Here is a 19,135-nt window from a genome sequence, read left to right on the forward strand (position 1 = left end):
GGATCAGGCGTCACCCGCGGCTTGGGTCAAGTCGGAGTAAAGCAATGCTTGCGCGTTTTGTGTTGGGGACGGTCGCGGCTGGAGCCGTGATCATGCCGGCCATGGCAGGCATGATGACCGCGGACGAGGCGCGCAAGTTCGTCGCCGGCAAGGTGTTCACTTTCATCTGCTTCGACGGCACCCGTGGAGCGGGCCGCATCCTTGACGACATGGGCGCGGCGGGCGCGGTGCAGTTCTCCGGCACGGGGCCGATCCGGCACATTCGTCTGCCCGGCAACACGCTGCAGATTCGCGGCCAATCGGTTTGCGCATCGCTGCGGGGCCTGCCGTTCGAGCCCTGCTTCAATCTGGACAAGACTTCCGAGGTGAGCTTCCGCGGCTCGGTCTCGGGCATGGGCTTCGCCTATTGCGATTTCCACCATCAAGGTGCGACGCAGATGTTGATGGCGCGCGCCATCGCGCGACCGCGCTCGCACCGGAGCGAGCAGACCGGCTCGATCGGGCAGTCCCACGCCGAGGTCACCGCGCGCGTGGAGACGCCGCGGGTCGACAGCGCCAAGCTCGATCCCATCAAGTCCGAGCCTGTCAAGTCCGAGCCGAAGCCGGAAGCCACCAAATCCGAGAGTGCGCCGGAACTGCGCCGCTCGACCGAGTGAACGCCGCGTTACCAGGTTTCTGAAGTTCTTATGAAGCGCGCGCGTCGCCGTAGTCTTACGGTGGCATCTCTTTATGCGTTGGTAGCAACCCGCGATCCAATCTGCGGAAAAAGGGTGGGCGCAACGCACAGGCCAAAGGAATGCCGCTTTACTTCTTCCGCATCAGCCACGGGCGCTATTCCGGCGTCTCCGATCATCCGTCGGAATTCGCCGACCGCGACGCTGCCTGGACCGAAATGAAGTCGGTCTGCGCCAACTTGCTGGGCGGTATTGCGCGCACTCTCAAGCAAGACGCGCACTGGCACATGGAACTCCTGGACGAAACCAGGAAGCCGGTCTTTCGCATCCGCCTGATGGGTGAGACGCTGGACTGAAACCACGGCGGCACACCCGCCGCGATCGTGACCGGCCGTGCGAGCGGGCTGATCACGACGGTTGCGACGGGACGGCCGGCGGCGCTCTCGGCCGTCGCCGGAACAGGATGCGCTGGTAGAGCCAGCCGATCGCGACCAGCACGAGGCCGAGGCAGATGAACGACAGCGCGCGGTAGACGCCGGTCAGCGTCGACATATCGATCAGGAACGCCTTCACGATCGTCAGCGCGATCACGGCGGCGGACGCCAGCCGCGCACGCTCGGAATTGACGAGAATGCCGATTCCGAGCAGCACCACGCCGAATGCCAGCCAGGCGATCGAATAGGTATACTGCTCCGCGCCGGTTATGGCCCCGACATTGATGGTCGGACCGTGATAGAGCCTGCGGATTTCCAGCGTCACGTAGGTCAGTGCAAAGATCAGCGCGCCGGCGGCTATCGTGTTGGCGTAAGCCGAGCCGCGCTGGGCCGCGACCGCATAGGACAACAGCAGCATCAGCACTGCCGGCAGCGCATAGGCGAGCAGCAACAGATTGATGAAGCTGCCGTCGAGCTGGACGGTCGTCAGGATGGGGTTCTCAAACAGCAACAGCCCGAACACGGCCGTGAGCCCGGCAACGACGGTGAGCAGCGCCGCGCTGACGTTGTGCACGATGCTGCCTGTGCGCAGCCGCAGCCGCTCGAGCCCGATTGCCATGGCGAGCGCGGCAGAGACCTCCAGCGCGAACTCCGCAAGCGACGGCACGATACGATAGATGTCGCCGCCATAGATCGCGTGGCGGATCTCCAGGAACACCAGCAGCACGGTGAACAGGATGGCCGCGGCCTCCACTGTGCGCAGCGGGGCGTCGTCGGCGCGGCGGCGCAGGAAGTGGCTGCCGATCCAGAATGACGCAGCGGGAATGCCATAGCCCCACAGCAGCCAATTGAAGATCGGCGCGGCGCCGACAGCATCGCCTGCGATGCGCGGCTCATAGGCGATCCGAAGCACCACGATGCCGGCGAGGATTGCGGCGAGGCTGCGCAGGAAGGGGATCGGACGCTGCATCGAGATCCAGGCGGTGCCCATCGACGTCAGCGCAAGCGCAATCGTGAGCCAGCCCTTTTCCAGTGCGAAGGTGAGTGCCAGCGCCAGTGCGCCGAGCGTTCCTGTTGCAAACAACGCGGTCGAGATCATCAGTCCCGGCCGGCTCTCGCGCCGAGTAAGCGTCTCGGTCACGCCGCCGAATAGGGCGGCAAGGATCACGGCCAGGATCGCGAACGGAATCGAGCGGTCGAGATGCGCGATGCGCGCATACAGCGCGATCAATAGCGCGAGCGGCACGAAGGTCGCCGCTGCCGACCACACGACGGGGATGATGGCGCTCGCGAAGCGGCCCTGCGCCAGGAATCCGGAGATGCCAAATCCGCCGGCGAAGATCGCCGCCGCGACCAGATGCAGCGTGACGGATTCACCGATGGGGCTCGGGCCGATGCCGGGAACGGCACCGCCGGGCAGCACCAGCAAGTCCGGATTGCCGCGCACCGCCCATTCGGCGAACACGACAAACACGAAGAAGGCGGCGGCGCCGATGGCGCCGGTTGCCGCCGATGCACGCCAGGCGATGAGAATGGTAGCGGCGACCATGACCGCAAAAGCGATCAGTGCCGTGTCGGCATGTGCGCTCGCGAGCACGATGGCGGTGGCTCCGAGGAGATAGGCGGCGAGCGAGCCGGATGAAACGGGCTCAATCTTGCCTTCCTCGATATCGGGTCCGAACAACAAGCCGCAGACCACCAGCATCGCAGCGAGGATAAATCCTACGATGACGTGGAATACATGCGATGCGACCATCGACAGGCCGCAATCGATGCAGGGCAGGAGCCAGAACAAGGAAAATGCGATGGTCGTCACCGCGAGCCAGCCCCATAGCCGGATGCGCGCGAGGGCGAACGCGGCGGCGGTGACAATGGCGAGGTAGATGTAAAGCGCCCAATAGTCCGGCTGATCCGAGGCGACCAGCATCGGTGTCGCGAAGGCGCCGACCACGCCGAGGCCCGCGAGTGCGGGGCCATGCAGCAGCGCCGCTGCGAGTGTGCCGAGCGCCACCAGGGCAAGCAGGATGAAGGCGCTGGCGGGCGCGAGGAAGCCATAGAGCGCATAGGCGGCGTAGACGGTCGCGAAGGCGACCGCGGTGCCGGCGGCGGTCAGGATAGCCGGTATGTTGGCGATCGGGAGGGCTGCGATATCGGAGATGCTTTCCTTCCGCCTTGTCCATTCGCCGGCCACGAGCAACGCCAGCGCGAACAGGCCGCCGCAGACAATGCGCACGCGCGGACCGATCAGCCCCGCCTCGATCGAATAGCGCACCAGGAAAAAGCCGCCGAGCGCCAGCGCGAGGCCGCCGATCCAGACCACCCAGCGGGTGCCGAGCTGTTCCTCGAAGCCGGGATCGGCCGGCGGTGGTGGGGGTAGCGGCGGTGACGTGCTCTCCGCCGTGAGGGCGTCGGAGGGCGGTGTTTCTGCAGCAGGCGCGCTGGTCTCGCTTACTGAAGGCCCCGGTTCGGAGACCAGGGGCGGGGCATGCTCAGGCTCGGCGAGTGACGGAACAGGCGGCGGCGTTGCTCGCGCTTCCGCGGCTGCAGCGGCCTGCATCGCGTCGAGCCGGGCGCGCAACTCGCCGATGCGGCTGAACGCATTGCGCGCCACGATGAGGGCAGCGATTGCGACAATCAGGGAGAGAAAATCGAACGGCGAGTCGAACATGAAGTCTCCAGGCCTCAAGCCCGAAGTTCTGGGCCCGCCAGATCAATCATCTAGTGTCGAGCGCGAACGCGCAAGCCGGGCGCGGGCCGCTCCTGCAGCACTTCACGGCGGAAGCGAAACAGCGCGGCAGGTCGCCCGCCGGTTTGTGTCGACATCACGCCGGTGGGTTCGACCAGCGCGCCGGTTTCCACGAGCCTGCGGAAATTCTGCTTGTGCAGATGCCTGCCCGAAATCGCTTCGACGGTTCGCTGCAATTCCGTAAGTGTGAATTCGCCCGGCAAAAGTTCAAACACCACGGGACGATATTTCAATTTGCCGCGCAGCCGCGCGATCGCGGTTGCGAGAATCCGCCGGTGATCGAAACGCATGGAGACGCCGAGCGGGGGGAGCGTTGGGCGCTGGAGCGCCGCGGGTCGCCCATCGCGGCGCGCTTCCTCGACCAAGCCCGCCTCATAGAGCAGCTCGTAGCGGTCGAGCACGCGCTCCTCGTCCCAATGGGCGCCTTCGGTGCCGAAGTAGAAGCGGACCCGGTCCTTGCGAGGCAGCGCGCGTGTGGTCTCCGGCGCCTCGCCCTGCGCGGCCCATTTGGCCAGCTCGGGCAGGATATAGCGCTGGATGATCTCCGGCCGGTCCTGGCGCCAGTCTTCCCAGGGGAAGAATCGGTACCAGGGCTCGAAACTCGCGCCCGGCGCGCGCGCGCCGTTGGAGGCGATCGTGCGTGTCAGCGCGAGATAGCCGACGGAAGCGATATGGACCTCGGTGTCGCCAGGCTGGGCGTGCCGGCCACGGTCGCCGAAGGTGTAGAGCTGCTCGACATAGCCGAGCCGCAGTCCGGTCTGCGCTTCGACCCAATCGCGCAGGCCCATCTCGAAGGTGCGGTGCGCAACCGCATCGAACGGGCCGAAGGGGAGACCGGTGAGCTTGTCGCCGTCGGTACTGGAAGCTGTGAGGATCAGCGGCTCATTGTCTTCGAATGCGACGATCGCCGCCGTGAGACCGATCTCGATCGGCGTGAGAAGCTTGTCGCTCATCTGGCGGCAATCATTGGATCATTCCAGCTCGACGCGGAACGGCTTGCCTTCAACCATCATGGTAGCCGGACCGATTTGTTCGAGCGCGCGGACCATGCGGCCATCGCGGCCGAGCGCCTTGTCCGCGAGACTTACGATCAGCCGGTTGGGCGAGGCGATCGGAGAGGCGGCGCGGATTTTCTTCGCGATCTCCATCTCGTCGCGATGCGGGTTGAGCAGGCAGGCTGCGGCAAAGGCGCTCGCGGTGGAGCGGCTGACACCGGCGAAGCAGTGGATCACCATCGGCGCCTTGCGGTCCCAGCCGCGCACGAAGTTCAGCACTTGCTCGACATGCGCCTCCGAGGGCGTGATGTAGCCCTCCATCGGCTCGGTGATGTCGTCCATCGAGACCTTAAGGTGGTTCGTGGGATGCACGGAAGCCGGCCGCAGCACCTGGTCGACATTGCCCATCACCGTCAGCACATGGCTGGCGCCGGTCATGCGGACGATTTCGGGCAGTGCAGCGAGCGAGCAGACGTGAATCATGTCGGTCCTTTTTCGGCGGAACTATAGGCTTGGGAGTGCCGCCGTGAAAGCAGGTTCAGGACCTGCATTCAAGCCTGTAACGATTTGAATCTCGCGAGGAATCGCTTCTCGGCCTTGGCTGCGCTCCACGGCGTCAGATAGTCATGGCGCACGCTGTCGGGAAGGCAGGGATCGCGGCCGAACAGGCGCCTGGCCTCGGCCTCGGAGAATCCTGCGAGCAGCGTCGCTTCGAGATAGGCTGCGCCACGGTCGGCATTCTTGATCTGCGCCGTGACGTTGGCGTTGAGCTGGGCCGGCAATCCGAAGCGGATGTGGATCGCGGCAAGCAGTCGCTGTTCAACCACTTTGTAATCGCCGCCGAGCACCGCCTTGAACGGCGAGATCATGTCGCCGATTACATATTCCGGTGCATCATGCAGCAGCGCCGCCAGGCGGAGCTTTTCATCGAGGCGGGGCGTCTGCGCGCGCATCACGGCTTCCACCAGCAACGTGTGCTGGGCAACCGAGAAGATATGGGCGCCGCTGGTCTGGCCGTTCCAGCGTGCGACGCGCGCAAGTCCATGGGCGATGTCGGCGATCTCGATGTCGAGTGGGGAAGGGTCGATCAGGTCCAGCCGCCGCCCCGACAGCATCCGCTGCCAGACGCGCGTGTCGGCGGCGGCTCGTTTCGTTGCCGTCATTTGGCCTTGAGGCGCGGCTTGCGGTGGTGTGCGCCGCAGGTTCCGTGGCAGAAGCAGGTGACGAGATGGTCGTTGACCATGCCGGTCGCCTGCATGAAAGCGTAGACGATAGTGGGGCCAACGAACTTAAAGCCGCGCCCGGCAAGTTCCTTCGATATCTTGATCGAGATCGGCGTCGAAGCCGGCACGCTCGCGGTGGACTTGAACTGATTCACCTTCGGCTTGCCGTCGACGAAATTCCACAAAAGCTTCGAGAAGCCCGGGCCTTCTTCCATGATTTTCAGATAGGACTTCGCGCTTTCGATCGTGCCCTCGACCTTGGCGCGGTTGCGGACGATGCCGACATCGTTCATCAGCGCGTGAACCTTCTTCGCGTTGTAGCGAGCGATCTTCTCGGGCTGGAAATCATCGAAGGCGCGGCGGAAGTTGTCGCGCTTCCGCAAAATGGTGATCCAGGACAGCCCGGCCTGGAAGCCGTCCAGGATCAGCTTCTCATAGAGCGCGCGGTCGTCATATTCCGGAACGCCCCATTCGGTGTCGTGATAGGCGATGTAAAACGGATCTTCCCCCGGCCAGGGGCAGCGCGTCTTGCCGTCGGGATGCAGGCGGGCGGTGCGGCTCATGCAACGGTCTGCCTGGCTGCGGCGCGGATCGAAGCGGGGTCAGTGAGGCGGATGCCGAGCCCGCCGGCGGTCAACTTCGCGCCGGCCTCCAGCGCGTCGGCGACGCGGTCGGTGCGAATCAGTGCGAGCCCGTTCTGGCCCGACGTCGAGCCCATGGTGCCGACCGTCTTGTCGCCGGCCAGCACGGCCGTGCCGGCTTCGGGCGGCGCGCCGTCCAGCGTCACGCGCACCGTCCGAGTGCGGGCGGTGCCACGATGCTGCATCCGCGAAACCACCTCCTGTCCGACATAGCAGCCCTTGTCGAAGTCGACGCCATGCAGGCGGTCCATGTTGGTCTCGTGCGGAAAGGCATCGCCATAGATGAAGTCGAGCCCGCCGCGCGGCACGCCGATGGAGATGCGATGGCCCTCATAGGTGGCGCTGTCGACGAGATCGGCGCCGATCAGATCGGCGACCTTCTGTGCGAGTTCCTGCGGGGCAAGAATGCGCCAGCCGAGCGCTGCGTCGCGCGGATCGGCGAAGGCGAGCTCGGGTTTGACAGTGGGCTCGCCGTCCCAAGCCGCGATCACGCCGAGATTGTCCGAGAGGTTTTCCACCGCCACCTTGGCGCGCAGCTTGTAGAAGCCGAGCTTGTCGGTGAGCGGCTGCGAGAGCGGGCGTGGGCAGTCGATCAGGAAGCCACCGCCATGGCCGGCCGGCGCCTCGGTGATCAGAAAGTCGACGGTAATCTTGCCCTGCGGCGTGAGCAGCGCGCCGAACCGACCCTGTCCCGGCGCAAGCTCGGTCACATCCGTCGTGACCAAGCCATTGAGAAAGTTGCGTGCGTCCTCGCCGGAAACCTTGACCACGCCGCGGTCGGGAAGAAACGCTGCCTTCATTTCGCAGTTTCTCTTGAAGTTCTTGTGGAGACGCTATGACGCGGATTTCACACGACAAGTTAAGTCGTGAGCTTGCCGGGAACAAGGCCCGCACGGCTCAGTTCCCCCTGAAATGACGCTGCCAGCTGATGCCACAAGCGCTTGGTGCCGTTCTGAAATCCGGCCCCGGTCAGGGACGTGTCAAGGCTTACTGCTTCGCCAGCGAGATCGAGAACTCGCCGTTGCGGACGCGCGTCGGGATACCTTCGACAAATTTCGCGACCGCGTCCTCGCCATAGGTGCCGACCAGCTCGGCCAGCGCGGCGAACAGGCTCGCCTGCGCGAGGCAGTCGCCGTCGACGCCGTCATGGCGCGCGTCCGCCCAGGCCTCGTTGAGATAGCTGAGCGCGGCCTGCTTCTGCTCCTTATCGGGCATGGGGTCGCGGACGAAAGCGGAATTGAACGGACGCATGAAACCAACAGACGAAGCTGTCGCGCTTGCCGGTACGGCGCGCGTGGACGGAACTGGTGTAGCACGCCCGCTCCTCCCGCCTAGACACTTCTTTAAGAAGGGTTAACGGCGCTCGCGATATTTGCCGGACCAAGTCCGGGACCGCGCGGGGAACTAGGCGGTCAAGCTCCTCAAGCGCGTATTGGATCGAGCCGGTGATGCCGGGCTTCGGATCGGCATGCCGTCGAGATCGAAAAGCCGAGCTCAGTTGGCATAGCGTGCCGTCAGGTCGCGCGAGATCTTCGTGCCTTCGTCGATATAGCGGCGGATCGCGACCATCGCGGCCGGCGTGCAGGTCCGGTAGGTCTGCTGGAAGCCGTTGTAGCCGCGGTTGAAGCCCGCGATCATGCGGGCACGGCGGTCGCCGGACGGCGTTTCGGCGTCGATCAGCGCCTGCATCTCGTTGCGCCACTTGCCGCCTTCGTTGCTGCCACAGATGCCCCTGAGATAATGCAGCGAGCCCAGGATCTCGGCGAGCCGCTGCAGGTCGCCGTCGAACGGGGCGGGCGCATCCTGTGCGCGCACGGGCGCGCAAAGACAGGCGGAAACGAGGAGAATGGCGAAGAAACGCTTGGGCATCATATGGTCCGGAAAGCATCCGGGTGATAGCCTTTAAAATGCGCTGGAAGCAAGGCGCGAAGGTTAACCCCGGACCAGTTGCCGGGCGGCTTCCACGACCTCCAGAAGTCCCCCGGTGAGCCTGAGATCGCCGAAATCACCGGGCGTGAGCCATTTGAAATCGTCATGCTCGTCGTTCAGCACGGGTTCCTGGGAAACCCAGCGCGCCGCGAACGACATGATCATGTAATGTCCGCCGCCGGAATTGCCGGGCAGCACCTCGCGCCAGCCGGCGAGCCCGACAATGTCGATCTTCAGCCCGGTTTCCTCATGGACCTCGCGCTTGAGCGCTTCATGCAGGCTTTCCCCGAACTCGACCCGCCCGCCGGGCAGCGAGTAAAAGCCTTTTCCGGGCGAGCGGGCGCGGCGCAGCAGCAGCACCTTGCCGTCGCGGAAGATTGCGGCACTCACCGCGAGCTGGGGCCTTAAAGCGGGGTCGGGCGGCATGTCGTGAACTCCGGCGATCAGGCCGCCAGGATGGTCTCGACGTCGGCCCCGTAACCGCCATTGATGACGCCGCCGGCGGCAGCGACCAGCGGCTTCAGCCAGCCGATGGCCTCCTCGGCGAGCTTGGCCTTGGTCGTGTCCTGCACGGCTCCGCGCATGGCGGCGGAGACCTCGTTGAGGATCGAGGTCATGGTGTCCGTCATCTGATCGAACTCGGCGCGGATGTCGGGATCGGCGGACTCATAGGCCGCAATCGCAAGATCACGCGCCTTGAAGTTGGAGGCCGTGAAGTGCTCGGCGTAGGAGAGGGGAGCCCACTGCAAGAAGTCTTCCGCGCATTCCGGCATGTCCGGAATCATCTCGAGCAGCATGATCGCTTCGTTGAAATGGTTGAGGTAGTCGGTGGCGAGCCCGGTCTGCGGATTGATATTGGCGGCCTTGAGTTCAGCCGCGCGCGCCGCTGGATCGAGGCCCGTCGATTGGGGTGTCGTGCGATCGTCTCGCGCGGATGGTTGGGCCGTAGCGCTCATCGGTGGCAGTGTTCCGGTTTGGGGTTAAAAGGTGCTGAACGGATGACCATTTAGGCACCAGAATGTGCGGACGCTTTGTCATTACCTCGCCTCCGGCGGCGATTCGGCAGGTTTTTGGCTATGTCGAGCAGCCAAATTTCCCGCCGAGGCATAATATCGCGCCGACGCAACCTGTACCTGTCGTGATCGTCGAAAACGGCGCGCGGCATTTTCGGCTGATGCGCTGGGGGCTTGTGCCATCCTGGGTCAAGGACCCCCGTAAAATTACGCTGATGATCAATGCGCGCTCGGAAGGCATCAACGAGAAGCCTGCGTTCAAGAACGCGATGCGGCGCCGGCGCTGCCTGATCCCGGCCGACGGCTATTACGAATGGCAGGTTTTGGGCGGCCGCAAGCGGCCCTTCTTCATCCATCGCCGCGACGGCAGCCTGTTCGGCCTGGCCGCACTCGCGGAGAACTGGATGGGCCCGAATGGCGAGGAGCTCGAGACGGTTGCGATCGTTACGGCCCCCGCAAGCGAAGACCTCGCAACGCTGCACACCCGCGTGCCGGTGACGCTCACGCCCGATGATTTCGCGCGCTGGCTCGATTGCAGCGACGATGACGCCGCGCCCGTGATGGCGCTGTTGAAGGGCCCGCGTGAAGGCGAGTTCACCTGGCACGAGGTGTCGACGCGGGTCAACCACGCCGACAATGACGACGCGCAACTGCTGCTCCCGATCACCGACGAGCAGCGCGCAGCGGAGGAGACGCCGAAGCCCGCGAAGCGGGCAGCGCCGCGCAAGGCGGCGCCGCCACCGGTCGACGATGGGCAGGGCTCGTTGTTTTGACTTCGTCGTCGTCCCCGCGAAAGTCCGTAGGGTGGGCAAAGGCGCGATAGCGCCGTGCCCACCAACATTCGCTGCGCTGAAGGTGGTGGGCACGCGGAGCCTGTCATCGGGCCGCGCTTCGCGCGGACCCGTTGGCTTTGCCCACCCTACAACGCTTGATTGTTTGCGGAAGCTCATCTGAAAATATGCAGCGCCGCATATTGCAAGAGCATGATGGTCTTGGCATCGCAGATGCGGCCGTCGGTGATCATGGCGAGTGCCTCGTCAACAGGAAGCTCCAGCACCTCGATGTCCTCGCCCTCGTGAGCCAACCCGCCGCCGTCGCCGATCTTCATCTCGGGCTCGTACTCGGCCACGAAGAAATGCAGCTTCTCGGTCACCGCGCCAGGGCTCATGAAGGCCTCGAAAATCTCCTTCACGTCGTGCAGGCGGTAGCCGATTTCCTCTTCGGCTTCGAGGCGGATCCGCACTTCAGGCTCCGCGTCATCGAGCAGGCCGGCAGCCGCCTCGATCATGAGCTCGTCGTAGCCGTTGATATAGGCCGGGTAGCGGAACTGCTTCACCAGCACGACGGTGCGGCGCGCGAGATCATAGGGCAGCACCGTTGCGGCATTGCCGCGGTCGAAAGTCTCGCGCTGTTGTGTCTGCCATTCGCCATCGGCGCGCCGCCACTCGAAGGTCGTGTTCTTCACAGTCGCGTAATTGCTGGACAGCACGCGGACGTCCTTGACGCGGATGCGGTCGGAAATGCTCATGCGCTGCTTCCAGGGTGAGTTACGGCGTCGGCTCGCGGCCGTCGAGCCATTTGGCAAAGGTCACCCGTTGCTGGTCGTAATAGCCGAGCGACTGATAGAACGCATGGACCTTGGCGTTGTCGCCGCGCACCATGAGCTGGAGCTTCTTGATGCCGCGGGCGCGGAGCCAGTCCTCCGCTGCTGCCATGATATCGCGGCCATAGTTCTTGAAGCGGTGATCGGGATCGACGCTGACGTAGTAGACCCAGCCGCGGTGGCCGTCATGGCCGACCAGCACGGAGGCTACCAGCGCGCCGTCGTGACGGCCGAGCAGGATGGTCGCGTTGCGCTCCTGCCGCGCCAGTGCGATGTCGCCGGATGGATCGTTCCACTCGCGGACCAGACCGGCGCGCTTCCAGAGGCGGATGACCTCGGGAATGTCAGGATCTTCCATGGACGAAATGGTCAGCTTCTGACCGCTTGCTGGCGTACTCACAACACCTTGCCCGGATTCATGATGCCGAGGGGATCGAGCATCGCCTTGAAGGCGCGCATCAGCGCGATGGCGGTCTTGTCCTTCACGTCGGGCAGCTCGTCGCGCTTGAGCACGCCGATGCCGTGCTCGGCCGAGATCGAGCCGCCGAGCCGGAGCACGATGTCGAACACGACCTTGTTGACCTCGTGCCAGCGGTTCATGAAGTCGGCGGTATTGCCGCCGATCGGTTGGCTGACATTGTAATGAATGTTGCCGTCGCCGAGATGGCCGAACGACACCGGCCGCGAGCCCGGGATCTGCTTGATGACGGCCGCGTCGGCTTCCGCGATGAAGTCGGGCACGGCCGCGACGGGAACGGAGATGTCGTGCTTGATCGAGCCGCCCTCCGGCTTTTGCGCGGCCGACATCTCGTCGCGCAGCTTCCAGAAGGCCTGGCGCTGGCTCAGATTCGCGGCAATGACGGCGTCATCGACAATGCCATCCTCCAGGCCCTTGGCCAAAATCGCTTCCAGCGTGGCGCGGGCGTCGTCACGCGGGGAAGAAAGCTCCATCAGCACATACCAGCGGTGCTTACTCTCCAGCGGATCACGCACGTCGATGCCGTGGCGGATCGAGAAATCGACCGAGATCTCCGAGAGCAGTTCGAAGCTCGTCAGCGTGCCGGCGGCCTCGTTCTGCGACAGCGACAGCAGCTTCAACGCGTCCGCCGGCGATTTCAGCCCGACATAGGCGGTCTCGATCGCGCGGGGCTTCGGAAACAGTTTCAACGTCGCCGCGGTGATGATGCCGAGCGTGCCTTCCGCACCGATGAAGAGGTTGCGCAAATCGTAGCCTGTGTTGTCCTTTTTCAGCTTCGAAAGCCCGTTCAGCACGCGCCCGTCGGCGAGCACGACCTCGAGGCCGAGCGCCATCTCGCGCGCGACGCCATAGGCCAGCGCCGTGGTGCCGCCGGCATTGGTCGAGAGATTGCCGCCGATGGTGCAGCTTCCTTCCGCCCCGAGCGACAGCGGAAACAGGCGATCGACCTCGGCGGCGCGCTGTTGCGCGACCTGCAGGATCACGCCGGCCTCGCAGGTCATGGTGTTGGAGGCGGTGTCGACGTCGCGGATCTTGTCCATGCGCCGCATCGAGATTACGACCTCGCCATTGTGCGGCGTCTGGCCGCCGACGAGGCCGGTGTTGCCGCCTTGCGGCACCAGCGCGATCCTGTGCTCGCTCGCGAGCTTGCAGATGGCGGCGACTTCCGCGGTCGAGCCCGGGCGCAGCACCAGCGGCGAATGGCCGTGGAACAGATCGCGCTCCTCGGTGGTGTAGGGGGCGATATCGGCGGGATCGGTCATCGCATATTTGTCGCCGACGATGTTGCGGAATTTCGCGATCAACTCGGGGGAGAGCGAGGACTGCGATGTCTTGGATTGCACGATGTTCATCTCTTATTCCCGGTCATTCCCGCCCAACGGCTGCGCGGCGCAGCCGGTCGTTGATGGCTTCGCCGAGCCCGTGGTTCGGGATCGGCATCACCGCGATCGCTGTCGCTTCTTTCGCATCGAGGGCGCGAAGATAGCCGAAAAGATTGGCGGCGGCCTCACTCAGATCACCCTGCGCCGACAGATTCATGACGAAACTGGCGCTCTCTGTATCCGCAACTGGCGCTCCGAATGCGAGCAGCGCCTCGCCCGGCGCGATGCTTGTTGCATTGAGCCGCACGCGCGTGCGTGGCGCATAGTGTGAAGTGAGCATGCCAGGCGCCAGCGGCTGCGCGCTGTCGCTCTCGGCATCCACCAGCGGCTCGATCAGCGCGCGGCCGAGCACGCGCTCGATCGCCTCGCGCGGCAGGCCGCCGGGGCGGAGCAGCATCGGCGTCTCGAAGCAGCCGACGATGGTGGATTCGACGCCGACGTCGACCGGCCCACCGTCGACGATGAGATCGATGCGGCCGTCGAGGTCGGCTCTCACATGCGCGGCGGTCGTCGGCGAGACATGGCCGGACATATTCGCCGACGGCGCCACCACGGGTTTGCCGAAGGCGGCGAGGATCGCACGTGCGAGCGGATGCGACGGAATCCGGATCGCGATGGTGTCCAGCCCCGCGGTCGCGAGCTCCGCCACGGCGCAGTCGCGCGATTTCGGCAGCACCAGTGTCAGCGGGCCCGGCCAGAGCGCGTGAGCGAGCGTGAGCGCAGTGTCGTCGAAGCGTCCGATCCGTTGGGCGGCCCGTAGCTCAGCGACGTGGGAGATCAGCGGGTTGAAGGCGGGCCGGCCCTTAGCCTGATAAATCCGCGCAACGGCCCTGGCGTTGGTCGCATCGGCCCCGAGGCCATAGACCGTCTCAGTCGGGAACGCGACCAGGCCGCCCGCGCGGAGCGCGCGCGCGGCCTCCGCCACGGCGTCCTCGCCGGCGGGCAAAATCAGGGTGTTGAGGGCCACGGTCACGGGCTCAAAAACTCCTTCAATCGGCTTCTTGCGGTGCGCGAAACCCAAGGCTATAAGCCGCGGTCTCAGTCGGAGTGTGGCTCAGCCCGGTAGAGCACTGCGTTCGGGACGCAGGGGTCGTAGGTTCAAATCCTACCACTCCGACCATTATTTCAAGTGCTTATACTTTCGATGTTTTTCGCGCGCAACGAAATGCGCAACGAAATAGGGTAGTCCGCGTGGCCTTGATCGTCGAAAAACGCATTCCGACGGCCGATCGCGGCGAGACGATTTTGCTGTGTCCGCGTTGTGGCGGCGAATCCCTTCATCATCAGGGGGTAACCTCCTATGATCGGGGGCGAAGATGCCGAGTTGGTCATTCGCTCGGTGGTAGAGGGCGGCTCGGCAAAAATCGACGCGGTTCCCTCGGAGGGGAGCGGCAATCCGAGCAGCAGGCGGGATGGCCTGTCGATCAAGTTTTGGTGCGAGGGGTGTAAGGGCGTCGACGAGGACATCCTCGAACTCACCATCTCTCAGCACAAGGGATCAACTCTTTTAGGTTGGCGCTACTCGGCGAAGGCACCGCCAGATTAGCACTACTTTGGCAGATTTTATTTTCGGTGCGGGTTGTCACGGATTTGTCTCGTGCAGTAAGGGCATCGCTGAGTTTGCGGACGAAGAATGAGATTGACGATGGCGTGGCGCACGGCCGGCAAGCTCGGCTGAGGCGGAGGTCCGTTGATTCTTTTTTTTCCGCCCCGCTTGTGCGAGGCGACGCTGTTGCAAGAAGGCGTAGGCAATCATGGTCATCAGCGCGTGACGATGAAGACCTTGCCAGGATCGCCCCTCAAAGTGATCAAGCCCGAGTTCTTCTTTCGCCTGCTGATGAGCCTGCTCGCAAATCCATCGTGACTTGATGGTGGCAGCTAATGTGCGCAGATCTGCGGCAGCGGGCAGGTTCGCGAGATAGTATTTCTTTTCCCCCGACGTCCTGTGTTCGCCGATCAGCCAAGCCTCCTCGCCGGGAAGATGCTGCTGGCCTTTGTCCTTGATCCGCTGCGGTGGTCCATCGGCGATCCGAACCCGAATTGCGGCAAAACGAGCTTTCAATCGGCCTTTGGTCCCGTCTCGCCAGCTCACAGTTTGCCACTTTGAACCGGCGAGCATGTCTTCGGCTGGCTTCGACAGGATGTCTGGAATGAACCGCTTACGGGGGCGACCTCGCGCAGCAACCGGCCAGATCAGCTTGACGTCGACCGGGTACACCTTCTGGTGGCGAGGGATACCAACGGCCCAGGCCAGCCCGCGTGCCGTGAGCCCTTGTCGAAACGGCGCGCTGAGGCCGTATCCTGCATCCGCCAACACACAACCGAAGCGCACGCCGGCTGCTATCGCGCGATCAATCTCGGCCAAAGCGATCTCAGGCTTGGATCGTGGCGTTCGGTATTCGACCGGCACGCCTGCTCGCTTCAAACGTGCGGCATCGCTTGTCCAACTCTCTGGTAGGAAGAGACGCAATGCGATCATCACCGGCACCTCACGGCGCGCAAGCGTCAGTGATACCAAGGTTTGGCAATTTGCTGTTTTGCCAAGAGCCGAGGCATATTGCGCAGCGACACCAACCGAGCGTTCGCCCTTCTTCGGCATCGCGGTGTCATCGATGACCAGCACCGCATCCTTGCCGCCGACAAGCCGGTCGGCCTGAATGAACAGTTCTGTCTCCAGCGCAGTCGCGTCCCAGACGCCATCGGCAATGAAATGGTGCAGCTGATCGTAGTTGGTCACTGCAAAGCGTTCCGCCATCGGCTGAACGCTTTTCCGCTCACCAGGGCCGATCAACCCCGCAACATAAAGCGGACACATCCGCTGCCGGGTCTTGTGACCCAACCGATCCAGGAACGGCTTCAGCCAATGCTCGAGTTCGTTTCCCCAATCCGATGTCGCCTTCCCCATGGTCGGCCCTCCAACAGCCGACAACCCATGAGTCACAGAAAAACTGATTTGGGAATCCCCGCGTTGCTAAAAATCTGCCAAAGTAGTGTTAGCGCCGGCCGCCAAATGCCTGCGCGGCTTCGTTCTGGAAGTCGGGGTGGTGGTGGCCGTAGTTTTCCTCAAGTTGTTCGACCGTCATGCCGAGCCAGCCCGCGGCCTCCCACAGGTCGGTACCCTGCTGCATCAGCCAGGTCGCCGCCGTGTGACGCAGGGTGTGGCGGACGACATCCTCGTCAAGCCCTGCATCCTCCAGGATGCCTTCCCACGCCGAGCGTATCTTGCCGGCCAGCGGCTGGCCGTCATGCGTGCGGTGGACGATAAAGCGAATTTGCTCGCCGTCCTCCATCAGGCCAGTCCTGCGCAGCTCAGCCGAGCGCTTCACGTCCAGTCCCCGCCAACGCAGGAGGTGCGGCCGCAGCCGCGTGGCGATCTTCGCCGGCGGCCGCCGCTTTTTGGTGCGCGCCTCCGCGGCGCCGCGGCCGAGATAAACCATTCCTTCCAGGTTCATCCATGGATGCGTGGTCGTCGCCACCCACTGCGTCCGGCGGATAGTTTCCTCGCGCCTGGCGCTGTAGAGGCCGATCAGGATGAAGCGCGCCGCCGGTTGTCGCCGTCTGATGATCCAGCGTTCGCGCCGCAACAGCGTGCCGTCCTCGCGCCGCTTCCAGGTTCGTCGTTCAGGGGCCCCGTCCCAAACATAGCCGAGTGCCGCGCCAAGCAGTCGTGCGGCCTCGTTACGAGTCAGCCAGCGGTGCCGCCCCTCGCTTTTCGTCGGCAGCGTAATCTTCGGCACGACCGACAGGACGTATTCGGCATGGTAGGCGTTGAGGGCGGCACGCAAATCTTCGAGCCGACGGCGCGCCGTTTGGTCGGACACGGCGCTTGCGCGAGCCGCGATGCCTTTTCTCTTGTTGTTTTCGTTCGGCGTGCCGGTGGACCAGTCAACAAAGTCGCGACAGAGCTGCGCCTTGATGTCGGCCACCATCGAGCTGCCGAAAAACACATTGAGGTCCAGCAGCCGGATGAGCAGCAGGTCATGTTGCGCCAGCGCGCCAGGATCGTCGGATTTCGGCCGCTTCAATCCCTCATAGAAAGTGAGGACGTCGGCCACTGCGAGGGAACGAGGGTCGGTTGCCCCGATAGTGGTTGTGTGCAGTGATCCGATGTACTTTTCGAGCGCCTTCGCTGCGCGGTCAACATCGTCGCGGCCGCAGCCTGTGCGGATCTGCCGTCGCTTTCCGCCCGCCCGATCGAGGATGACCCAGCATCCTTCGTCTTCTCGGAACCAGAGTCGTGGCGGCTTGGCTTTGCGGCCAGGCATGATGGCGTTACCAGTTTGCGGATTGCGCGAGGCGTTGTCAGATTTTTGCCTGCAACTTTGGCGATTTCAAGAGTCCCGGCAGCTATAGCCGTCCTCAGCGACGACAACGTCAGCGGACCGTCGGGGAAAAAAACTGTAACAGCCTCGATGAGCGTCATCACCTCATCCTCGCCCCACTGGGCCGGATCCGGACGAGCTTTCGCGCGGCTGAGTTTGTCGGCGTGACGACTACGCATACTTTACCAATTGACGTTGGCGAGGCAGGGACTTCTCGGGTTGAGTTGGCCCTCTTTGCAGCATCACGACCAGACTTCCTTTTCGGAAGGGGAACCTCGGCTGGGTACGACGATCGGCTAGCATGGAGTAGGCTTCGGACAGTCGAACCCCAATCTTGATACCGGCTACCATGGCTCGCTCCGGTTGCCGTCGTCCTCTCAAAGCTGAAACAGGGGCTCGATTTCCCTTGGGAGCGCCAGCAAACTCAGGCACTTAGGTCGCCATCAGCCCGCGTTCGTTGAATCACGGTTGAATAAGACGCTGGCGAACCGCGGCGAACGCGTGGGGAATTTGCTGCCGACATTAGCAGACTAGCCTCGGCGCGATGCCCCACTGTGGCTGCCGCATTCCCGAAAAATTTCCTAGTCCCTTGGTGTCCGGAAACATTCAAATCACCGCTGACGTGCGGTGTTGTACGCGAGCGCTCTCGGGAGTTCGCATTGACGTTGCTTGTCGCAGGATCAATTCTCGTCCTGTCGAGCTTTGTGCGAACAGGAGAGCTACGTGAGATACAATCGACGAGAGAAAATTAGGAACAACAGTCACAAGTCAGTCTATCCGGTCCGAAAGCCGCAGAACCGAGCACGATGCCATTCGCCCAGCGGTTCACCTGCACGACGACAATGCATGCGAAGTGACCGGCTTGGGACGCACCAAGCTCTACGAGTTGATAGGAGCTGAGCGTATCGCCACGACGATCGGACGTCGGCGACTAATAGTGGTGCGCTCACTTTTGGCGCTCCTTGACACTAACCTGCCCAACCAATGGACGTCCGACTTCAGGGAGCAACCCAACTTTAAACGCGCTTTTCCTCAGGCGCTCATTTTTGTGACGCGACAGCGCTCCCTCAGTCGGTCGAACTCGTCCTCCCACCGCGACATCATCGTGTTCCTGTCAGAATTCGGCGGCATTGGTAAATCGACCGCATCTGCTGAGAGAGGCACACAGATCGGACCAGCATATAGAGCCAACTGATGGAGAGTTGCGCCTCAACGCGGCTGTGCTAGTACGCCCACTCCCGAATCGAGGACCCAAAAGTGGCGAAGAAGGTAAAGAAGGCGGCTACGAAGAAGAAACCCGTGCGTCGCGAATACACAAAGGCTGACGTGAAGGAGCTGCGCGCTCATTCGAAAGCGAAGACTCCGGTTGCAAAAATTGCGAAGCTCACAAAGCGCTCAGAAGGCTCACTCCGCCAAAAGGCGCTCAAGCTTGGAATCCCGCTCGGTCACCAGCGCTAGAAGGCGGCATCATGACGCTCTTCAATAGAGTTTTCTCGACCAGAACATTGTTGCAATTCATCTGCGTTCTCGTCGCTGTCGTCGCAACGAAGTTGTTGAGCGCTCGTTATGACTTCAGCTGAGAAGCCGCAATTGGCGGATAGCTAAAAGAACCTCCTGGAAATTGAGCAGAAAAGAGGCCCACCAGTGGCGAGCAATCGCGGCATTCAGCGTGCGAAGTAATGGCGCTTTCAGAGC

21 protein-coding genes and 1 tRNA gene are annotated in these 19,135 nt (G+C 63.4%); 6 read left to right on the forward strand and 16 right to left on the reverse strand.

The features are described from left to right. The first annotated feature begins 44 nt into the window (after nt 1-44). Both VKR55_RS17025 and VKR55_RS17030 read left to right on the forward strand, forming a co-directional pair. Nucleotides 45-656 (forward strand): hypothetical protein, encoded by a 612-nt coding sequence (locus tag VKR55_RS17025; RefSeq protein WP_324405089.1) that lies wholly within the window; start codon nt 45-47, stop codon nt 654-656. 140 nt (nt 657-796) lie between these two features. Beyond that, nucleotides 797-1,030 carry a DUF6894 family protein gene (locus VKR55_RS17030; RefSeq protein ID WP_324405091.1) on the forward strand — a complete coding sequence of 78 codons (234 nt, stop codon included), beginning with the start codon at nt 797-799 and terminating at the stop codon, nt 1,028-1,030. Nucleotides 1,031-1,082: 52 nt separating this feature from the next. Here the strand turns inward: VKR55_RS17030 and VKR55_RS17035 are convergent, their stop codons facing one another. The 10 genes from VKR55_RS17035 to VKR55_RS17080 form a co-directional block, all read right to left on the reverse strand. Further along, nucleotides 1,083-3,776 carry a DUF2339 domain-containing protein gene (locus VKR55_RS17035; protein ID WP_324405092.1) on the reverse strand — a complete coding sequence of 898 codons (2,694 nt, stop codon included), beginning with the start codon at nt 3,774-3,776 and terminating at the stop codon, nt 1,083-1,085. Between the two features lie 50 nt (nt 3,777-3,826). After that, nucleotides 3,827-4,807 carry an NUDIX hydrolase gene (locus VKR55_RS17040; protein ID WP_324405094.1) on the reverse strand — a complete coding sequence of 327 codons (981 nt, stop codon included), beginning with the start codon at nt 4,805-4,807 and terminating at the stop codon, nt 3,827-3,829. Nucleotides 4,808-4,825: 18 nt separating this feature from the next. Further along, nucleotides 4,826-5,332 (reverse strand): tyrosine phosphatase family protein, encoded by a 507-nt coding sequence (locus VKR55_RS17045; protein ID WP_324405096.1) that lies wholly within the window; start codon nt 5,330-5,332, stop codon nt 4,826-4,828. Nucleotides 5,333-5,400: 68 nt separating this feature from the next. Then, nucleotides 5,401-6,012, reverse strand: coding sequence for an HD family hydrolase (locus tag VKR55_RS17050; protein ID WP_324405098.1), 612 nt, complete (start codon nt 6,010-6,012; stop codon nt 5,401-5,403). Then, entirely contained in the window at nt 6,009-6,635 is a 627-nt protein-coding gene (locus VKR55_RS17055; RefSeq protein ID WP_324405099.1) for a DNA-3-methyladenine glycosylase I, read from the reverse strand. The genes VKR55_RS17050 and VKR55_RS17055 overlap by 4 nt, the downstream gene beginning before the upstream one ends. After that, entirely contained in the window at nt 6,632-7,513 is an 882-nt protein-coding gene (gene ygfZ / locus VKR55_RS17060) for a CAF17-like 4Fe-4S cluster assembly/insertion protein YgfZ (RefSeq protein ID WP_324405100.1), read from the reverse strand. Before ygfZ ends, VKR55_RS17055 begins: the two co-directional genes overlap by 4 nt. Nucleotides 7,514-7,700: 187 nt before the next feature. Beyond that, complete coding sequence (locus VKR55_RS17065) at nt 7,701-7,964, reverse strand: hypothetical protein (RefSeq protein WP_324405101.1); 264 nt, start codon at nt 7,962-7,964, stop codon at nt 7,701-7,703. Nucleotides 7,965-8,207: 243 nt separating this feature from the next. Further along, complete coding sequence (locus VKR55_RS17070) at nt 8,208-8,582, reverse strand: TIGR02301 family protein (protein ID WP_324405102.1); 375 nt, start codon at nt 8,580-8,582, stop codon at nt 8,208-8,210. A gap of 63 nt (nt 8,583-8,645) precedes the next feature. After that, the gene (locus tag VKR55_RS17075) at nt 8,646-9,068 is read right to left on the reverse strand and encodes an NUDIX hydrolase (RefSeq protein WP_324405103.1); all 423 of its coding nucleotides are present in this window, start codon (nt 9,066-9,068) and stop codon (nt 8,646-8,648) included. Nucleotides 9,069-9,085: 17 nt separating this feature from the next. Beyond that, complete coding sequence (locus VKR55_RS17080; RefSeq protein ID WP_324405104.1) at nt 9,086-9,598, reverse strand: hypothetical protein; 513 nt, start codon at nt 9,596-9,598, stop codon at nt 9,086-9,088. Nucleotides 9,599-9,660: 62 nt separating this feature from the next. Between VKR55_RS17080 and VKR55_RS17085 the strand changes: the two genes are divergently transcribed. Beyond that, nucleotides 9,661-10,428, forward strand: coding sequence for an SOS response-associated peptidase (locus tag VKR55_RS17085; protein ID WP_324405105.1), 768 nt, complete (start codon nt 9,661-9,663; stop codon nt 10,426-10,428). A 173-nt stretch (nt 10,429-10,601) separates the two neighbouring features. On the opposite strand, the gene VKR55_RS17090 is transcribed toward VKR55_RS17085, so the two are convergent. From VKR55_RS17090 to VKR55_RS17105, 4 genes are read right to left on the reverse strand one after another with little or no spacing between them, the layout of a single operon-like run. Next, entirely contained in the window at nt 10,602-11,183 is a 582-nt protein-coding gene (locus VKR55_RS17090; RefSeq protein WP_324405106.1) for an NUDIX hydrolase, read from the reverse strand. A 19-nt stretch (nt 11,184-11,202) separates the two neighbouring features. Next, on the reverse strand, nt 11,203-11,658 hold the full coding sequence (locus VKR55_RS17095; RefSeq protein ID WP_324405108.1) for a GNAT family acetyltransferase: 456 nt from the start codon (nt 11,656-11,658) through the stop codon (nt 11,203-11,205). Continuing rightward, on the reverse strand, nt 11,655-13,088 hold the full coding sequence (locus tag VKR55_RS17100) for an FAD-binding oxidoreductase (protein WP_324405109.1): 1,434 nt from the start codon (nt 13,086-13,088) through the stop codon (nt 11,655-11,657). Before VKR55_RS17100 ends, VKR55_RS17095 begins: the two co-directional genes overlap by 4 nt. Nucleotides 13,089-13,101: 13 nt before the next feature. Then, the gene (locus tag VKR55_RS17105; protein WP_324405110.1) at nt 13,102-14,091 is read right to left on the reverse strand and encodes an L-threonylcarbamoyladenylate synthase; all 990 of its coding nucleotides are present in this window, start codon (nt 14,089-14,091) and stop codon (nt 13,102-13,104) included. Nucleotides 14,092-14,161: 70 nt separating this feature from the next. Here VKR55_RS17105 and VKR55_RS17110 point away from each other — a divergent pair. Beyond that, nucleotides 14,162-14,238, forward strand: a tRNA-Pro gene (locus VKR55_RS17110). Between the two features lie 180 nt (nt 14,239-14,418). Further along, on the forward strand, nt 14,419-14,664 hold the full coding sequence (locus VKR55_RS17115; RefSeq protein ID WP_324405111.1) for a hypothetical protein: 246 nt from the start codon (nt 14,419-14,421) through the stop codon (nt 14,662-14,664). Nucleotides 14,665-14,700: 36 nt separating this feature from the next. Here VKR55_RS17115 and VKR55_RS17120 read toward each other — a convergent pair whose 3' ends face one another. Together VKR55_RS17120 and VKR55_RS17125 are read right to left on the reverse strand one after the other, a co-directional pair. Next, a complete protein-coding gene (locus VKR55_RS17120; RefSeq protein ID WP_324405112.1) occupies nt 14,701-16,023 on the reverse strand; it encodes an IS701 family transposase in 1,323 nt (440 codons plus the stop codon). A gap of 88 nt (nt 16,024-16,111) precedes the next feature. Next, a complete protein-coding gene (locus VKR55_RS17125; protein ID WP_324405113.1) occupies nt 16,112-17,173 on the reverse strand; it encodes a tyrosine-type recombinase/integrase in 1,062 nt (353 codons plus the stop codon). Nucleotides 17,174-18,697: 1,524 nt separating this feature from the next. Between VKR55_RS17125 and VKR55_RS17130 the strand changes: the two genes are divergently transcribed. Further along, complete coding sequence (locus tag VKR55_RS17130) at nt 18,698-18,898, forward strand: hypothetical protein (RefSeq protein ID WP_324405114.1); 201 nt, start codon at nt 18,698-18,700, stop codon at nt 18,896-18,898. The last annotated feature ends 237 nt before the right edge of the window (nt 18,899-19,135 follow it).

This window comes from Bradyrhizobium sp., from assembly GCF_035309285.1.
GTDB lineage: Bacteria > Pseudomonadota > Alphaproteobacteria > Rhizobiales > Xanthobacteraceae > Bradyrhizobium.